The sequence below is a fragment of the Variovorax sp. J22P240 genome (assembly GCF_030316855.1).
Lineage (GTDB): Bacteria > Pseudomonadota > Gammaproteobacteria > Burkholderiales > Burkholderiaceae_C > Variovorax.
Genome location: NZ_JASZYR010000005.1, coordinates 152,867 through 166,284, shown reverse-complemented (window position 1 = coordinate 166,284; position 13,418 = coordinate 152,867). Strand labels below are relative to the sequence as shown.

Sequence of the window (13,418 nt, the reverse complement as noted above, 5' to 3'; positions counted from 1 at the left end):
CATGGACCTCGAAGCACGGGCCCACAGCGAACACCCTGACGAACTCCGGCTCTGGCTGCGCCTCCTGACCTGCACCCAGTTGATCGAGAAACAGGTCCGAAACGAATTGCGCGAGCAATTCGCCACCACCCTGCCCCGCTTCGACCTCATGTCGCAGCTGGAGCGCTCTCCCGACGGAATGAAGATGAACGAGTTGTCGCGGCGGATGATGGTCACCGGCGGCAACGTCACCGGCATCACCGACCAACTGGTGACGGAAGGTCTCGTGGAGCGAGTGGATGTCGCAGGCGACCGTCGCGCTTGGCGCGTGCGCCTCACGGCGCGCGGCCGCAAGCTTTTCAACGAGATGGCGCAGCAGCACGAGGCGTGGATCTGCGATGCGTTCTCGGCGCTGAACCCGAAGGAAATCGCCCAGTTGCACAAGCTGCTCGGCAAGGTCAAACAACACTCACATCAAACGGCGGAGACTCTATGAAGCACTACATCGGCGCGGACAGCCCCATGCGCGCGCAGTTCGAACCCAAGGCCGCATATGTGGCCGAGCATTTCTCGTGGTCCTTCGACGCTGGCGTCGGCACCATCACGCTGAATCGGCCCGAGCGCAAGAACCCGCTGACCTTCGATTCGTACGCCGAGCTGCGCGACCTGTTTCGCGCGCTGAGCTTCGCCACCGACGTGAAGGCGATCGTCGTCACGGGCGCGGGCGGCAACTTCTGCTCGGGCGGCGACGTGCATGAAATCATCGGCCCCCTCACCCGCATGCGCATGCCCGAGTTGCTGGAATTCACGCGCATGACGGGCGACCTGGTGAAGGCGATCCGTCATTGCCCGCAGCCCATCGTGGGCGCGATCGACGGCGTCTGCGCCGGTGCCGGCGCGATGATCGCGCTGGCCTGCGACATTCGCTACGGAACGCCTGCGACGCGCACCGCATTCCTGTTCACGCGTGTCGGGCTCGCGGGGGCCGACATGGGCGCCTGTGCGCTCCTGCCCCGCATGATCGGCCAGGGCCGTGCGTCCGAGCTGCTCTTCACCGGCCGCGCCATGACGGCCCAGGAAGGCCACGCCTGGGGCTTCTTCAACGCGCTGCACGAGAGCGATGCGCTGCTGGCCGCCGCCACCGCGACCGCGCGCGATCTCGCGGAAGGCCCGAGCTTTGCGCACGGCATGACCAAGACCATGCTGTCGCAGGAATGGTCGATGACCATCGACCAGGCCATCGAGGCCGAAGCGCAAGCGCAGGCCATTTGCATGCAGACCGAGGACTTCAAGCGCGCCTACGAAGCCTTCGCTGCCAAGCGCAAGCCCGTGTTCGAGGGGGACTGATCCATGGCCGCATCTGCTGTCGACCCCTCCACGGCGCATCTTGCGCTGCCCTTCTTCGACGACGCGCATCGCGCGCTCGCACGCGACCTGCTGCCCTGGGCCGCCGCGCAGTCCGTGGACGAGCGCGACGATCGTGCCGCTTGCCGCGACTGGGTCCGGCGGCTCGGCCAGGGCGGCTGGCTGCGTTATTGCGTGCCGGCCGCATCCGGCGGTGCGCTGGACCGGCTTGATTCGCGCGCCCTGGTGCTCCTGCGCGAGACGCTCGCGTTTCACTCGCCGCTGGCGGACTTCGCGTTCGCGATGCAGGGCCTGGGCAGCGGAGCCATCACGCTGGCCGGCACCTCCGCACAGCATGCCGACTACCTCGCGCCGGTGGGCCGCGGCGAGAAGATCGCCGCTTTCGCGCTCAGCGAACCCGATGCGGGCTCGGACGTCGGTGCGATGGCGATGCGCGCCGAAGCCACTGCCGACGGTTGGCGCCTGACGGGCGAGAAAACCTGGATCAGCAATGGCGGCATCGCCGACTTCTACTGCGTCTTCGCCAAGACCGATCCGACGGCCGGGTCGCGCGGGATCACCGCGTTCATCGTCGACGCGAAGACACCGGGACTCGACACCTCGGGCCACATCGAGGTGATGGCGCCGCACCCCCTGGCCACCTTGCGCTTCGACGGCTGCACCGTGCCGCGCAGCGCACAGCTGGGCGAGTTGAACGGCGGCTTCAAGCTGGCGATGCGTACGCTCGACATCTTCCGAGCCTCCGTCGCCGGCGCTGCGCTCGGCATGGCCCGGCGGGCGTTGTCCGAAGCCATCCAGCACGCCCAGAAGCGCAAGATGTTCGGCCAGACGCTGGCGGACTTCCAGCTCACGCAAGCCAAGCTCGGCGAGATGGCCGCACTGATCGATAGCGCCGCGCTGCTCACCTACCGCGCGGCCTGGATGCGCGACGACAGCGAACGACGCGGCGAGCCTGCCGTCGGCGACCTCACGGCAGCCGCCGCCATGGCCAAGATGTGCGCCACAGAGAACGCAAGCCGCGTGATCGACATGGCGCTGCAGATGCACGGCGGCCTCGGCGTGAAGGTGGGCACGAAGGTCGAGAGCCTCTACCGCGACATCCGTTCGTTGCGCATCTACGAAGGCGCAACGGAGGTCCAGCAACTGATCATTGGCAAGGCCGTCCTGAGGAACAAATGACCCCAAGTGCGCAGATCGATCGCTTCGTGCATGACCGGCTGCCGCCGGCGGATCAGCTACCGATCTTCCGGTACGACCTGCCTGAGCTCCAGCTACCGGACCAGTTGAACCTGGTGGAGGAATTGCTCGACAAGGCCCTGTCGAAGGGCTTCGCCGACAAGCCGATGCTGCGCTCGCCGAGTCGAACGCTCACCTACACCGAGGCCGCGGTGGAAGTCGACCTCATCGCCCAGGTGCTGACCGAAGACCTGGGTCTCGTTCCCGGCAACCGCGTGCTGCTGCGCGGCGGCAACTCGGTCGCGATGGCGCTGGCGTGGCTCGCGGTGGTCAAAGCCGGCCTGATCGCGGTCGCCACGATGCCGCTGCTGCGCGCCAAGGAGTTGGGCGACATCATCGAGAAGTCGCAGCCGGTCGTTGCACTGTGCGAGGGCAAGCTGCTCGACGAGTTGCAGACGGCGCAACAGGCGCATCCAGTGCTCACGACGATCCTGGCGTTCAACCGGCCAGATGCGTCCGACACACTGGAGGCACGCGCGGCCACCAAGAGCGGCGCCTTCAAGGCCTGCCTGACGGCGGCCGACGACATCGCACTGCTGGCCTTTACCTCCGGCACCACTGGCAAGCCCAAGGCGCCGGTGACGACGCACCGCGACGTGCTCGCGATGTGCCAGACCTGGCCGCGCCATGTCCTGCAGGCACGCAGCGACGACATCGTGATCGGTTCGCCACCGCTGGCGTTCACCTTCGGGCTCGGCGGCCTGCTGATCTTTCCGATGTGGGCCGGTGCCTCGGTGTACTTTCACAACGCCCCGTACACGCCGGAGACCATGGTGGACGTGATTCGCGATATCGGCGCCACCATCTGCTACACCGCGCCCACGTTCTACCGGCAGATGGCCGCGTTCGCCAAGGCGGCTGGCGTGCCGGGCCTGCGCATCAGCGTGAGCGCCGGCGAAGCCTTGCCTGATGCGACACGGCAGCTCTGGAAGCAGGCCACCGGGATCGAAATGCTGGATGGCATTGGCGGGACCGAGGTGTTCCATATCTACATTTCGGCGGCCGGCGAAGACGTCCGGCGCGGCGCGGTCGGCAAGGCCGTGCCAGGCTTTACCGCGAAGATCGTGGACGACGAGGGCAACGAGGTGCCCCGTGGCACGGTCGGCAGGCTGGCCATCATCGGGCCCGTCGGTTGCCGCTACCTCGACGATCCCAGGCAGGCCGACTACGTTCGGAACGGGTGGAACTACCCCGGCGATGCGTTCGTCGAGGACGAGGACGGCTATTTCTTCTACCAGTCGCGAGCCGACGACATGATCGTCACGGCGGGCTACAACGTCGGCGGCCCGGAGGTCGAGGATGCGCTCCTGAAGCACCCGGCTGTCGCCGAATGCGGCGTGATCGGCAAGCCAGATGAAGACCGCGGAATGATCGTCAAGGCGTTCTGCGTGCTCAAGCCCGGCCATACAGGCGACGCCGCGATGGTCAAGGCCCTGCAGGACCACGTCAAGGCGACCATCGCCCCGTTCAAATACCCCCGGGAAGTTGCATTCGTGGCGACCCTGCCGCGCACCGAGACCGGGAAACTCCAACGATTCAAACTGAGGCAATTGACATGATGAAATTCTTGCAGCCCCCTGGCTGGATGCCCCCGAAGGGCTATGCAAACGGCGTTGCAGCTCGCGGCACGATGGTGTTCGTCGGAGGACAGATCGGTTGGAATGGGCAGCAGCAGTTCGAATCCGATGATTTCATCGAACAGACGGGCCAGGCCCTGCGAAACATCGTCGAAGTGCTGCATGAAGCCGGCGCCGGGCCCGAGCACATGGTCCGCATGACGTGGTACGTCGTGGATCGCGACGAATACAACCGCCGCCTCCGCGAACTCGGCCCGGTCTACCGTGTGGCCATGGGAAAGAACTTCCCAGCCATGACCTGTGTGCAGGTGGCGGCGCTGGTGGAATCGCGCGCCAAGGTCGAGATCGAGGTCACGGCGGTCATCCCCTAACCCCCAAGGCTTCGCGCACTTCGTGTCGCTGCGCCCCCCTTGCAGGGGGCAACTCCTGCGGACCGGCAGAGCCGGATCCGTGGCATTTCTGGTCTAAAAGCCCGATCGCCGGAATCTGGTCCGGAAAAAGAAAAAGCCCACCGAAGTGGGCTTTTCTTATCGACGACTTTTTATCGCCGTGAATTTGGTTGCGCGAGCAAGATTTGAACTTGCGACCTTTGGGTTATGAGCCCAACGAGCTACCAGGCTGCTCCATCGCGCGGCAAGATGGAATTATAGCTTATTCTGCGGCGTTTTGCTCGTCGGCAGAAATTTCAGTCACTTCAGGACGATCGACCAGTTCGACCAGAGCCATCGGCGCGTTGTCGCCCACGCGGAAACCCATTTTCAGGATGCGCGTGTAGCCGCCAGGACGTGCCTGGTAGCGCGGGCCGAGTTCGCCGAAGAGCTTCACGACGCTGTCGCGGTCGCGCAGGCGGTCGAATGCGAGGCGCTTGTTGGCGACCGTGGGCTTCTTGGCCAGCGTGATCATCGGTTCGATGACGCGGCGCAGTTCCTTGGCCTTGGGGACCGTGGTCTTGATGACTTCGTGCTCGATGAGCGAGTTCATCATGTTCTGCAGCATCGCGAGGCGGTGCGAGCTGGTGCGGTTGAGTTTGCGGAGTCCGTGTCCGTGACGCATGGTGCTTTCCTTTACTTTATAAAAACAGGCAGCCGTGTCAGGTACTGCCCGTTGCACTGCGGCCCTCGTGAGCCGCTAAAAAATCAACGCTTGTCGAGGCCGGCCGGCGGCCAGCTTTCAAGCTTCATGCCCAAGGTCAGGCCGCGCGAAGCAAGCACTTCCTTGATTTCGTTGAGCGACTTGCGACCCAGGTTCGGAGTCTTGAGCAGCTCATTTTCGGTGCGCTGGATCAGGTCACCGATGTAGTAAATGTTCTCAGCCTTCAGGCAGTTCGCCGAACGGACCGTGAGTTCGAGTTCGTCGACCGGGCGCAGCAGGATCGGATCGAACTGTTGGGCGCTGCGCGGTGCCGGTGCGTCGAACGCTGCAAGTTCGCCACCTTCGAGTTGCGCGAACACAGCCAGTTGCTCGACCAGGATTTTAGCCGATGCGCGGACCGCGTCTTCAGCCGTGATCGCGCCGTTGGTTTCGATTTCCACCAGCAGCTTGTCCAGGTCGGTGCGCTGCTCGACGCGAGCGCTTTCGACCGTGTAGCTCACGCGCTTGACGGGTGAGAACGAAGCATCCAGCACGATACGGCCGATCGACTTCGTCGGCTCGTCCGCATAGCGCCGCATCGTGCCGGGGACGTAGCCGCGACCTTTTTCGACCTTGATCTGCATGTCCAGCTTGCCGCCTTGCGACAGGTGGGCAATCACGTGGTCGGGATTGATGATCTCGACGTCGTGCGGCGTCTGGATGTCCGATGCCGTGACGGCACCTTCGCCGTCCTTGCGCAGGCTCAGCGTGACTTCATCGCGGTTGTGGAGCTTGAACACCACGCCCTTGAGATTCAGCAGAATGTTGACGACATCTTCCTGCACACCATCGATCGACGAGTACTCGTGCAGCACGCCGGCGATCGTGACTTCGGTGGCCGAATAGCCGACCATCGACGACAGCAGGACGCGACGCAGTGCATTGCCGAGCGTGTGGCCGTAGCCGCGCTCGAACGGCTCGAGCGTCACCTTGGCCTTGTTGGCCGCGAGTTGCTCGACCTGGATGGTCTTGGGTTTCAGCAGGGTGGTTTGCATGCAGACTTCCTCTCAATACCCCCGGCTCGTTACACCGGTAAGGCTGGTGAAGCACCTGACCCGCAGCAAGGTGCGGAGCAGGAACGTGAACAAAAATATCGGCCCGCACCCGGAAGCGCGAGCTGAAAAATCAACGCGAATAGAGTTCGACGATCAGCGATTCGTTGATGTCGGCTGCGAATTCGTCGCGATCAGGAACCTTCTTGAAGGTGCCTTCGGCCTTGTCGGCATTCACTTCGACCCAAGCCGGGATGCCGACTTGCTGGGCCAGTTGAAGCGCCTCGGCGATGCGGGTCTGCTTCTTCGACTTGTCGCGCACGGCGATCACGTCGCCGGTCTTCACCAGGTACGACGGGATGTTGACCGACTGACCGTTCACCGTGATGGCCTTGTGAGACACCAGCTGGCGTGCTTCAGCGCGAGTCGAACCGAATCCCATGCGATACACGACGTTGTCCAGGCGCGATTCGAGGATGAACAGCAGGTTCGCGCCGGTATTGCCACGGCGGCGATCAGCTTCCTCGAAGTAACGGCGGAACTGCTTCTCAAGCACGCCGTACATGCGCTTGACCTTCTGCTTTTCACGCAGTTGCAGGCCGAAGTCGGACGTGCGCTGACCCGAGGTACGGCCGTGCTGGCCGGGCTTGGAGTCGAACTTGGCCTTGTCCTGGATCGAACGACGGGCGCTCTTCAGGAACAGGTCGGTGCCTTCGCGGCGGGAGAGTTTGGCCTTGGGGCCGAGATAGCGTGCCACTTGATCTTCCTTTGTGTCATCTACCGCACTTGGGTGCGGGAGCCGTCAGCGGCGTGCCGACAGCGGTGGGCTTGTTGAGAAAACAAAATGCGCAGCCGCTGTGAAGCGGGCTGCGCCGAGCGTCTTCGACTTAGATGCGACGACGCTTTTGCGGACGGCAGCCGTTGTGCGGCACCGGGGTCACGTCGGCAATGGAGTTGATCCGGATGCCGAGCGCGGCCAGAGCGCGCACCGACGATTCGCGACCAGGACCAGGGCCCTTGATCTCGACGTCGAGGTTCTTGATGCCTTGCTCGACCGCAGTGCGACCGGCGACTTCAGAGGCGACCTGCGCAGCGAACGGCGTCGACTTGCGCGAGCCCTTGAAGCCCTGACCACCCGAAGACGCCCACGACAAGGCATTGCCCTGGCGGTCGGTGATCGTGATGATCGTGTTGTTGAACGAAGCGTGCACGTGTGCAATGCCGTCCGCAACGTTCTTGCGAACCTTCTTGCGAACGCGTTGTGCCGCGTTGTTGGCAGGAGCTTTAGCCATGCTGGTCTATCCTTATTTCTTCAGGGACTGCGCTGCCTTGCGCGGACCCTTGCGAGTGCGAGCATTGGTGCGCGTACGCTGGCCGCGCATCGGCAGGCCGCGACGGTGACGGAAGCCGCGATAGCAACCGATGTCCATCAAGCGCTTGATGTTCATCGTCGTTTCGCGACGCAGGTCACCTTCGATGGTGAAGAGCGCGATCTGGTCGCGGATCTTCTCCAGATCGGCGTCGGTCAGATCTTTGATCTTCTTCGAATACTCGATGCCGCTCGCTTCGCAGATCTTGCGGGCGCGGGTGCGACCGATGCCGAAAATGGCGGTCAGGCCGATTTCAGCGTGCTTGTGCGGCGGAATGTTGATGCCAGCAATACGTGCCATGTGCGTCCTCTAATACTCGTTCAATCAACCCTGGCGCTGCTTGTGGCGCGGGTCGGTACAGATCACACGCACCACACCCTTGCGGCGGATGATCTTGCAATTACGGCAAATGGTTTTGACCGAAGCCGAAACTCTCATTTCATTCTCCTAAAACTCTTTCAACCCGGCGACTCATTTCGCCCGAAACACAATGCGCGCCCGGCTCAAGTCGTAGGGCGTCAACTCAACGGTGACTTTGTCACCAGGAAGGATCCGGATGTAGTGCATCCGCATCTTTCCAGAAATATGTCCAAGGACGATGTGGCCATTTTCCAGCTTCACCCGGAACGTTGCGTTGGGAAGGTTCTCGAGAACCTCACCCAGCATCTGGATGACATCGTCTTTCGACATCTACACCTACGAAGTCTTGAAATTGGCTTTCTTTAGCAGCGACTCGTACTGCTGAGACATCATGTAGTTCTGTACCTGGGCCATGAAGTCCATCGTGACAACCACGATGATCAACAGGGAGGTGCCGCCGAAATAGAACGGCACGTTGTATTTGAGGATCAGGAACTCGGGCAGCAGGCAAACGAAGGTGATGTACACCGCGCCGGCCAACGTCAGGCGAACCAGGATCTTGTCGATATAGCGCGCTGTCTGGTCACCCGGGCGAATGCCCGGAATGAACGCACCGCTCTTCTTCAGGTTGTCGGCCGTTTCGCGACTGTTGAACACGAGCGCCGTGTAGAAGAAGCAGAAGAACACGATCGCAGCGGCGTACAGCAGCACGTAGATCGGCTGACCTGGGCGTAGCGCGCTCGCGACGTCCCTGATCCAGCGCATGCTCTCGCCGGTGCTGAACCAGCCCACGACGGTGGTCGGCAGCAGGATGATCGACGACGCAAAGATCGGCGGGATCACCCCAGCCATGTTCAGCTTCAGCGGCAGGTGCGAGGACTGGCCACCATAGACCTTGTTGCCTACCTGACGCCGCGCATAATTCACGAGAATCTTGCGCTGTCCGCGTTCGACGAACACCACGAAATAGGTCACCAGCACCACCACGGCAACGATGAACAGAGCCACGAGCACGTTCATGGCACCGGTGCGCACCAGTTCCAGCAAGCCACCGATCGCACCCGGCAAGCCGGCAGCGATACCCGCGAAGATCAGGATCGAGATGCCGTTGCCAAGACCACGCTCGGTGATCTGCTCGCCGAGCCACATCAGGAACATCGAGCCAGCGGTGAGGCTGACCATGGCCGTGATGCGGAAGCCGAAACCGGGCGAAATCACCAAGCCAGCCGACGACTCGAGCGCCACAGCGATGCTGAACGACTGGAACAGGGCCAGCGCCAACGTGCCGTAGCGGGTGTACTGCGTGATCTTGCGACGACCCGCCTCGCCTTCCTTCTTCAATTGCTCGAAGGTCGGAACCACGTACGTCATCAGTTGCATGATGATCGACGCGGAGATGTACGGCATGATGCCCAACGCGAACACGGTGAAGCGCGACAGGGCGCCGCCCGAGAACATGTTGAACAGGCTCAGGATGCCGCCCTGCTGGCCTTGAAACAGCTGCGCGAGTTGGTCCGGATTGATGCCCGGCACCGGAATGTGAGCCCCGATGCGATAGACCACGAGCGCGAGCAGCAAAAAGACGAGCCGGCGACGCAGGTCACCGAACTTGCCTGTTTTTGCGAGCGTTGCCGCGTTGGTTGCCACGAAGTACTTCTTTCAGTCCGTGTGCTTGTTTAGGCGACGCTGCCGCCAGCGGCCTCGATCGCAGCCTTGGCACCGGCGGTCGCGCCGATGCCCGTCAGCTTGACGGCCTTGGTGAGCTCACCCGACTTGATGACCTTCACCACCTTGGCGATCTGGCCTACCAGGCCAGCTTGCTTGAGCGCCAGCACATCGACTTCGGCCAGGCCGAGCTGTTCGAGCGAAGCGAGCGTCACTTCGGCGTTGTACTTGAGCAGGTGCGACTTGAAGCCACGCTTCGGCAGGCGACGCTGCAGCGGCATTTGACCGCCTTCGAAGCCGACCTTGTGGAAACCGCCTGCACGCGACTTCTGACCTTTGTGACCGCGACCCGCGGTCTTGCCGAGGCCGGAGCCGATACCACGGCCGACGCGGCGCTTGGCGTGCTTGGCGCCGGCTGCCGGCTTGATGCCATTGAGTTCCATATACGTCTCTCTCAGCGACTCTGTTTAGAGCACTTTGACCAGATAACTGATCTTGTTGATCATGCCGCGCACCGCGGGCGTGTCCTGCAGTTCGCTCACGCTATTGAGCTTGCGCAGACCCAGACCGCGCACGGTGGCGCGATGCGATTCCTTGGTGCCGATCGGGCTCTTGACCAGCTGCACCTTGAGGGTTTGTTGTTGCGTCGTCATCTCGATACTCCCGGTTTAGGCGAAGAGTTCTTCGACGGTCAGACCACGCTTGGCAGCCACTTCGGATGCCGTCGTCGAGTTCTTCAACCCGTCGAGCGTGGCGCGAACCATGTTGTACGGGTTCGACGAACCATGGCTCTTGGCCACGATGTCGGTGATGCCCATCACTTCGAACACGGCGCGCATCGGGCCGCCGGCGATGATGCCGGTACCCTTCGGGGCCGGGATCATGACCACCGAGGCGGCGCCGTGATGGCCCGTCACGCGGTGATGCAGCGTACCGTTCTTGATCGAAATCTTCGCCAGGTTGCGACGTGCTTCTTCCATCGCCTTCTGCACTGCGGCGGGCACTTCCTTCGACTTGCCCTTGCCCATGCCGACGCGACCGTCGCCGTCACCCACCACGGTGAGTGCTGCGAAACCGAGGATACGACCACCCTTCACCACCTTGGTGACGCGGTTGATCGCGATCATCTTCTCGCGCAAACCGTCTTCGGGGCCTTCGTTCTGCGTTCTTGCCTGAATCTTTGCCATTTTGAATCTCGTGTCCGGTTAGAACTGCAGGCCAGCTTCGCGAGCGGCATCGGCCAGCGCCTTGACGCGACCGTGGTATGCGAAACCTGCGCGATCGAAAGCGACCTTCTCGACGCCGGCAGCCTTCGCCTTTTCAGCGATGCGCTTGCCGATGGCGGTTGCCGCAGCGGTGTTGCCGCCCTTGCCGGAACCACCCAGCGCGGAGCGCACTTCGGCTTCGGCCGTCGAAGCGGTGGCAATCACCTTGGAGCCGTCGTCGGAAATGACGGTGGCGTAGATGTGCAGATTGGTGCGATTCACCGTCAGACGCGCCACGCCTTGCGTCGCAATGCGGATACGGGTCTGGCGCGAGCGGCGAAGACGCTGTGCTTTTTTGGTCAACATCATTTTGCTGCCCCTTATTTCTTCTTGGTCTCTTTGATCACGATCTTCTCGTCCGAGTACTTGATGCCCTTGCCCTTGTAAGGCTCAGGCGGACGAACAGCGCGGATCTCGGCGGCGATCTGGCCGACGCGTTGGCGATCGGCACCCTTGATCAGGATTTCGGTCGGCGTCGGGGTTGACACCGTGATGCCCTGCGGCATGTCGATGTTGACCGGATGCGAATAACCGACTTGCAGGTTGAGCTTGGCGCCTTGAGCGGCGGCCTTGTAGCCCACGCCGACGAGGTTGAGCTTTTTCTCGAAGCCCTTGGTCACGCCGACAACCATGTTGTTCACCAGCTGACGGATCGTGCCGCTCATGGCATTCGCTTCACGCGACTCGTTGGCGGGTTCGAAGTTCAGCTTGCCGTCATTGCTGACGACCTTGACCAGCGCATTGCGCTGCAGGCTGAGCGTGCCGCCCGTGCCCTTGACGCTGATCTGGTCTTCCTTGATCGACACATCCACGCCTGCGGGGATGGCGACCGGCATTTTTCCTACTCGGGACATTTCAGTTACTCCTCGATGTCTCGGTTAGGCGACGTAGCACAGCACTTCACCACCGACACCGGTAGCGCGCGCCTTGCGGTCGGTCATCACGCCCTTGGGGGTCGTGACGATGGCAACGCCGAGTCCGTTCTGGACTTGCGGAATGGCAGTGCTGCCCTTGTAGACGCGCAGGCCAGGACGGCTCACGCGCTCGATGCGCTCGATGACCGGACGGCCAGCGTAGTACTTCAGCGAGATTTCGAGTTCGCTCTTGCCAGCTTCGGTCTTGACCTTGAAGCCGTCGATGTAGCCCTCGTCCTTCAACACCTGTGCGATCGCGATCTTCACCTTGGAAGACGGGACCGACACGGTGGGCTTCGCCACCATCTGCGCGTTACGGATACGCGTCAGCAGGTCGGCAATGGGATCACTCATGCTCATGTTGTTTGCTCCTGCCTGGCTTACCAGCTGGCCTTGGTGACACCGGGGATGTCGCCGTTGAAAGCCAGTTCGCGGATCTTGGCGCGGGCCAGACCGAATTGACGGAAGGTGCCACGCGGACGACCGGTGATTTCGCAACGGTTGCGTTGGCGCGTCGGGTTGGCGTTACGCGGGAGCTTCTGCAGGCCCAGGCGGGCAGCTGCGCGCTCTTCGTCGCTCTTCTTGGCGTCGTTGGCGATCGCCTTGAGTTCCGCGTGCTTCGCCGCGTACTTGGCAACCAGGTTGTCGCGCTTGAGTTCGCGCTGGATCAAAGATGCTTTAGCCACAGGTCGCCTCAGTTCTTGAACGGAAAACGGAAGCCAGCGAGAAGCGCCTTGGCTTCTTCGTCGGTCTTGGCCGTCGTCGTGATGCTGATATTGAGACCGCGCAGGGCATCGACCTTGTCGTATTCGATCTCGGGGAAAATGATCTGCTCTTTGACGCCGATGTTGTAGTTGCCGCGGCCGTCGAAGGCGCGGCCGGAGATCCCGCGGAAGTCGCGAACGCGCGGCAGCGCCACGGTCACGAAGCGATCCAGGAATTCATACATCTGCACACCGCGCAGCGTGACCATGCAGCCGATCGGCTGGTTCTCGCGAATCTTGAAGCCGGCGATAGCCTTCTTCGACTTGGTCACGACAGGCTTCTGGCCGGCGATCTTGGTCAGATCGGCGACGGCGTTGTCGAGAACCTTCTTGTCGGCAACCGCTTCACCCACGCCCATGTTGAGCGTGATCTTGGTCAGGCGCGGAACCTGCATCGGCGAGGTGTAGCCGAACTTTTCGGTCAGATCTTTCGCGACCTTTTCGCGATAGTGTTGTTGGAGACGTGCCATGTGAGTACCCCTTAGGCGAGCTTGATTTCGTCGCCGCTGGACTTGAAGACGCGCACGCGCTTGCCGTCCGAGACCTTGATGCCCACGCGATCGGCCTTGCCGGTCGCGGCATTGAAGATCGCCACGTTGGATTGATGAATGGGCATGGTCTTTTCGACGATGCCACCAGTCGTGCCCTTGAGCGGGTTCGGCTTGGTGTGCTTCTTGACCATGTTGATGCCGTCGACGATCAGGTAGGAATCGTCCTTGCGCAGCGACACAGTGCCGCGCTTACCCTTGTCGCGCCCGGCCAACACGATGACCTGGTCGCCTTTGCGAATCTTGTTCATG

22 protein-coding genes and 1 tRNA gene are annotated in these 13,418 nt (G+C 62.3%); 5 read left to right on the top strand and 18 right to left on the bottom strand.

The features are described from left to right. Window position 1 precedes the first annotated feature (1 nt). The 5 genes from QTI24_RS15670 to QTI24_RS15650 are packed head-to-tail and all read left to right on the top strand — an operon-like array spanning window position 2 to window position 4,528. Complete coding sequence (locus tag QTI24_RS15670; RefSeq protein WP_286601614.1) at window positions 2–475, top strand: MarR family winged helix-turn-helix transcriptional regulator; 474 nt, start codon at window positions 2–4, stop codon at window positions 473–475. Further along, window positions 472–1,326 (top strand): enoyl-CoA hydratase family protein, encoded by an 855-nt coding sequence (locus QTI24_RS15665; protein ID WP_286601612.1) that lies wholly within the window; start codon window positions 472–474, stop codon window positions 1,324–1,326. The genes QTI24_RS15670 and QTI24_RS15665 overlap by 4 nt, the downstream gene beginning before the upstream one ends. Window positions 1,327–1,329: 3 nt before the next feature. Next, complete coding sequence (locus QTI24_RS15660; RefSeq protein WP_286601611.1) at window positions 1,330–2,523, top strand: acyl-CoA dehydrogenase family protein; 1,194 nt, start codon at window positions 1,330–1,332, stop codon at window positions 2,521–2,523. Beyond that, on the top strand, window positions 2,520–4,139 hold the full coding sequence (locus QTI24_RS15655; RefSeq protein ID WP_286601610.1) for an AMP-binding protein: 1,620 nt from the start codon (window positions 2,520–2,522) through the stop codon (window positions 4,137–4,139). The genes QTI24_RS15660 and QTI24_RS15655 overlap by 4 nt, the downstream gene beginning before the upstream one ends. Next, complete coding sequence (locus QTI24_RS15650; protein ID WP_286601608.1) at window positions 4,136–4,528, top strand: RidA family protein; 393 nt, start codon at window positions 4,136–4,138, stop codon at window positions 4,526–4,528. Before QTI24_RS15655 ends, QTI24_RS15650 begins: the two co-directional genes overlap by 4 nt. 185 nt (window positions 4,529–4,713) lie before the next feature. On the opposite strand, the gene QTI24_RS15645 is transcribed toward QTI24_RS15650, so the two are convergent. The 18 genes from QTI24_RS15645 to rplX form a co-directional block, all read right to left on the bottom strand. Further along, window positions 4,714–4,790 (bottom strand) — tRNA-Met (locus QTI24_RS15645). An 18-nt stretch (window positions 4,791–4,808) separates the two neighbouring features. Next, entirely contained in the window at window positions 4,809–5,210 is a 402-nt protein-coding gene (gene rplQ, locus QTI24_RS15640) for a 50S ribosomal protein L17 (RefSeq protein ID WP_286601607.1), read from the bottom strand. Between the two features lie 83 nt (window positions 5,211–5,293). Further along, window positions 5,294–6,283 (bottom strand): DNA-directed RNA polymerase subunit alpha, encoded by a 990-nt coding sequence (locus tag QTI24_RS15635; protein ID WP_028250818.1) that lies wholly within the window; start codon window positions 6,281–6,283, stop codon window positions 5,294–5,296. A 130-nt stretch (window positions 6,284–6,413) separates the two neighbouring features. Beyond that, entirely contained in the window at window positions 6,414–7,037 is a 624-nt protein-coding gene (gene rpsD / locus QTI24_RS15630) for a 30S ribosomal protein S4 (RefSeq protein WP_126838170.1), read from the bottom strand. A gap of 130 nt (window positions 7,038–7,167) precedes the next feature. Beyond that, window positions 7,168–7,572 (bottom strand): 30S ribosomal protein S11, encoded by a 405-nt coding sequence (gene rpsK, locus QTI24_RS15625; protein ID WP_286601606.1) that lies wholly within the window; start codon window positions 7,570–7,572, stop codon window positions 7,168–7,170. Window positions 7,573–7,584: 12 nt separating this feature from the next. After that, window positions 7,585–7,950 carry a 30S ribosomal protein S13 gene (gene rpsM, locus QTI24_RS15620; RefSeq protein WP_019653977.1) on the bottom strand — a complete coding sequence of 122 codons (366 nt, stop codon included), beginning with the start codon at window positions 7,948–7,950 and terminating at the stop codon, window positions 7,585–7,587. A 24-nt stretch (window positions 7,951–7,974) separates the two neighbouring features. Further along, window positions 7,975–8,088, bottom strand: coding sequence for a 50S ribosomal protein L36 (rpmJ, locus tag QTI24_RS15615; protein WP_038201958.1), 114 nt, complete (start codon window positions 8,086–8,088; stop codon window positions 7,975–7,977). A 33-nt stretch (window positions 8,089–8,121) separates the two neighbouring features. Then, window positions 8,122–8,340 carry a translation initiation factor IF-1 gene (infA, locus tag QTI24_RS15610; RefSeq protein WP_286601604.1) on the bottom strand — a complete coding sequence of 73 codons (219 nt, stop codon included), beginning with the start codon at window positions 8,338–8,340 and terminating at the stop codon, window positions 8,122–8,124. A 6-nt stretch (window positions 8,341–8,346) separates the two neighbouring features. Then, entirely contained in the window at window positions 8,347–9,657 is a 1,311-nt protein-coding gene (gene secY, locus QTI24_RS15605; protein ID WP_286601603.1) for a preprotein translocase subunit SecY, read from the bottom strand. Between the two features lie 29 nt (window positions 9,658–9,686). Further along, window positions 9,687–10,118, bottom strand: coding sequence for a 50S ribosomal protein L15 (gene rplO, locus QTI24_RS15600; RefSeq protein ID WP_286601602.1), 432 nt, complete (start codon window positions 10,116–10,118; stop codon window positions 9,687–9,689). A 24-nt stretch (window positions 10,119–10,142) separates the two neighbouring features. Continuing rightward, the gene (gene rpmD / locus QTI24_RS15595) at window positions 10,143–10,328 is read right to left on the bottom strand and encodes a 50S ribosomal protein L30 (protein ID WP_009124818.1); all 186 of its coding nucleotides are present in this window, start codon (window positions 10,326–10,328) and stop codon (window positions 10,143–10,145) included. Between the two features lie 15 nt (window positions 10,329–10,343). Continuing rightward, window positions 10,344–10,862, bottom strand: coding sequence for a 30S ribosomal protein S5 (rpsE, locus tag QTI24_RS15590; RefSeq protein ID WP_028250822.1), 519 nt, complete (start codon window positions 10,860–10,862; stop codon window positions 10,344–10,346). Window positions 10,863–10,880: 18 nt separating this feature from the next. After that, complete coding sequence (gene rplR / locus QTI24_RS15585; protein WP_286569831.1) at window positions 10,881–11,246, bottom strand: 50S ribosomal protein L18; 366 nt, start codon at window positions 11,244–11,246, stop codon at window positions 10,881–10,883. Between the two features lie 14 nt (window positions 11,247–11,260). Then, a complete protein-coding gene (rplF, locus tag QTI24_RS15580) occupies window positions 11,261–11,794 on the bottom strand; it encodes a 50S ribosomal protein L6 (RefSeq protein WP_286601601.1) in 534 nt (177 codons plus the stop codon). A gap of 24 nt (window positions 11,795–11,818) precedes the next feature. Further along, window positions 11,819–12,214 carry a 30S ribosomal protein S8 gene (gene rpsH / locus QTI24_RS15575; protein ID WP_286601600.1) on the bottom strand — a complete coding sequence of 132 codons (396 nt, stop codon included), beginning with the start codon at window positions 12,212–12,214 and terminating at the stop codon, window positions 11,819–11,821. Between the two features lie 20 nt (window positions 12,215–12,234). Then, window positions 12,235–12,540 (bottom strand): 30S ribosomal protein S14, encoded by a 306-nt coding sequence (gene rpsN / locus QTI24_RS15570; protein WP_038118843.1) that lies wholly within the window; start codon window positions 12,538–12,540, stop codon window positions 12,235–12,237. Between the two features lie 8 nt (window positions 12,541–12,548). After that, entirely contained in the window at window positions 12,549–13,088 is a 540-nt protein-coding gene (gene rplE, locus QTI24_RS15565; protein ID WP_028250827.1) for a 50S ribosomal protein L5, read from the bottom strand. Window positions 13,089–13,099: 11 nt separating this feature from the next. Beyond that, a complete protein-coding gene (gene rplX / locus QTI24_RS15560) occupies window positions 13,100–13,417 on the bottom strand; it encodes a 50S ribosomal protein L24 (RefSeq protein WP_286601597.1) in 318 nt (105 codons plus the stop codon). Window position 13,418 lies beyond the last annotated feature (1 nt).

Bases quoted from the DNA above. Each gene is read 5' to 3' on its own strand.
- QTI24_RS15635 (WP_028250818.1), bottom strand. From the start codon at position 6,283: ATGCAAACCACCCTGCTGAAACCCAAGACCATCCAGGTCGAGCAACTC.
- QTI24_RS15655 (WP_286601610.1), top strand. From the start codon at position 2,520: ATGACCCCAAGTGCGCAGATCGATCGCTTCGTGCATGACCGGCTGCCG.
- rpsE (WP_028250822.1), bottom strand. From the start codon at position 10,862: ATGGCAAAGATTCAGGCAAGAACGCAGAACGAAGGCCCCGAAGACGGT.
- rplE (WP_028250827.1), bottom strand. From the start codon at position 13,088: ATGGCACGTCTCCAACAACACTATCGCGAAAAGGTCGCGAAAGATCTG.
- rplX (WP_286601597.1), bottom strand. From the start codon at position 13,417: ATGAACAAGATTCGCAAAGGCGACCAGGTCATCGTGTTGGCCGGGCGC.
- QTI24_RS15650 (WP_286601608.1), top strand. From the start codon at position 4,136: ATGATGAAATTCTTGCAGCCCCCTGGCTGGATGCCCCCGAAGGGCTAT.
- rpsH (WP_286601600.1), bottom strand. From the start codon at position 12,214: ATGAGCATGAGTGATCCCATTGCCGACCTGCTGACGCGTATCCGTAAC.
- rpsK (WP_286601606.1), bottom strand. From the start codon at position 7,572: ATGGCTAAAGCTCCTGCCAACAACGCGGCACAACGCGTTCGCAAGAAG.
- rplQ (WP_286601607.1), bottom strand. From the start codon at position 5,210: ATGCGTCACGGACACGGACTCCGCAAACTCAACCGCACCAGCTCGCAC.
- QTI24_RS15665 (WP_286601612.1), top strand. From the start codon at position 472: ATGAAGCACTACATCGGCGCGGACAGCCCCATGCGCGCGCAGTTCGAA.
- QTI24_RS15670 (WP_286601614.1), top strand. From the start codon at position 2: ATGGACCTCGAAGCACGGGCCCACAGCGAACACCCTGACGAACTCCGG.
- rplO (WP_286601602.1), bottom strand. From the start codon at position 10,118: ATGGAACTCAATGGCATCAAGCCGGCAGCCGGCGCCAAGCACGCCAAG.
- QTI24_RS15660 (WP_286601611.1), top strand. From the start codon at position 1,330: ATGGCCGCATCTGCTGTCGACCCCTCCACGGCGCATCTTGCGCTGCCC.
- rpmD (WP_009124818.1), bottom strand. From the start codon at position 10,328: ATGACGACGCAACAACAAACCCTCAAGGTGCAGCTGGTCAAGAGCCCG.
- rplR (WP_286569831.1), bottom strand. From the start codon at position 11,246: ATGTTGACCAAAAAAGCACAGCGTCTTCGCCGCTCGCGCCAGACCCGT.
- rplF (WP_286601601.1), bottom strand. From the start codon at position 11,794: ATGTCCCGAGTAGGAAAAATGCCGGTCGCCATCCCCGCAGGCGTGGAT.
- infA (WP_286601604.1), bottom strand. From the start codon at position 8,340: ATGTCGAAAGACGATGTCATCCAGATGCTGGGTGAGGTTCTCGAGAAC.
- rpsM (WP_019653977.1), bottom strand. From the start codon at position 7,950: ATGGCACGTATTGCTGGCATCAACATTCCGCCGCACAAGCACGCTGAA.
- rpmJ (WP_038201958.1), bottom strand. From the start codon at position 8,088: ATGAGAGTTTCGGCTTCGGTCAAAACCATTTGCCGTAATTGCAAGATC.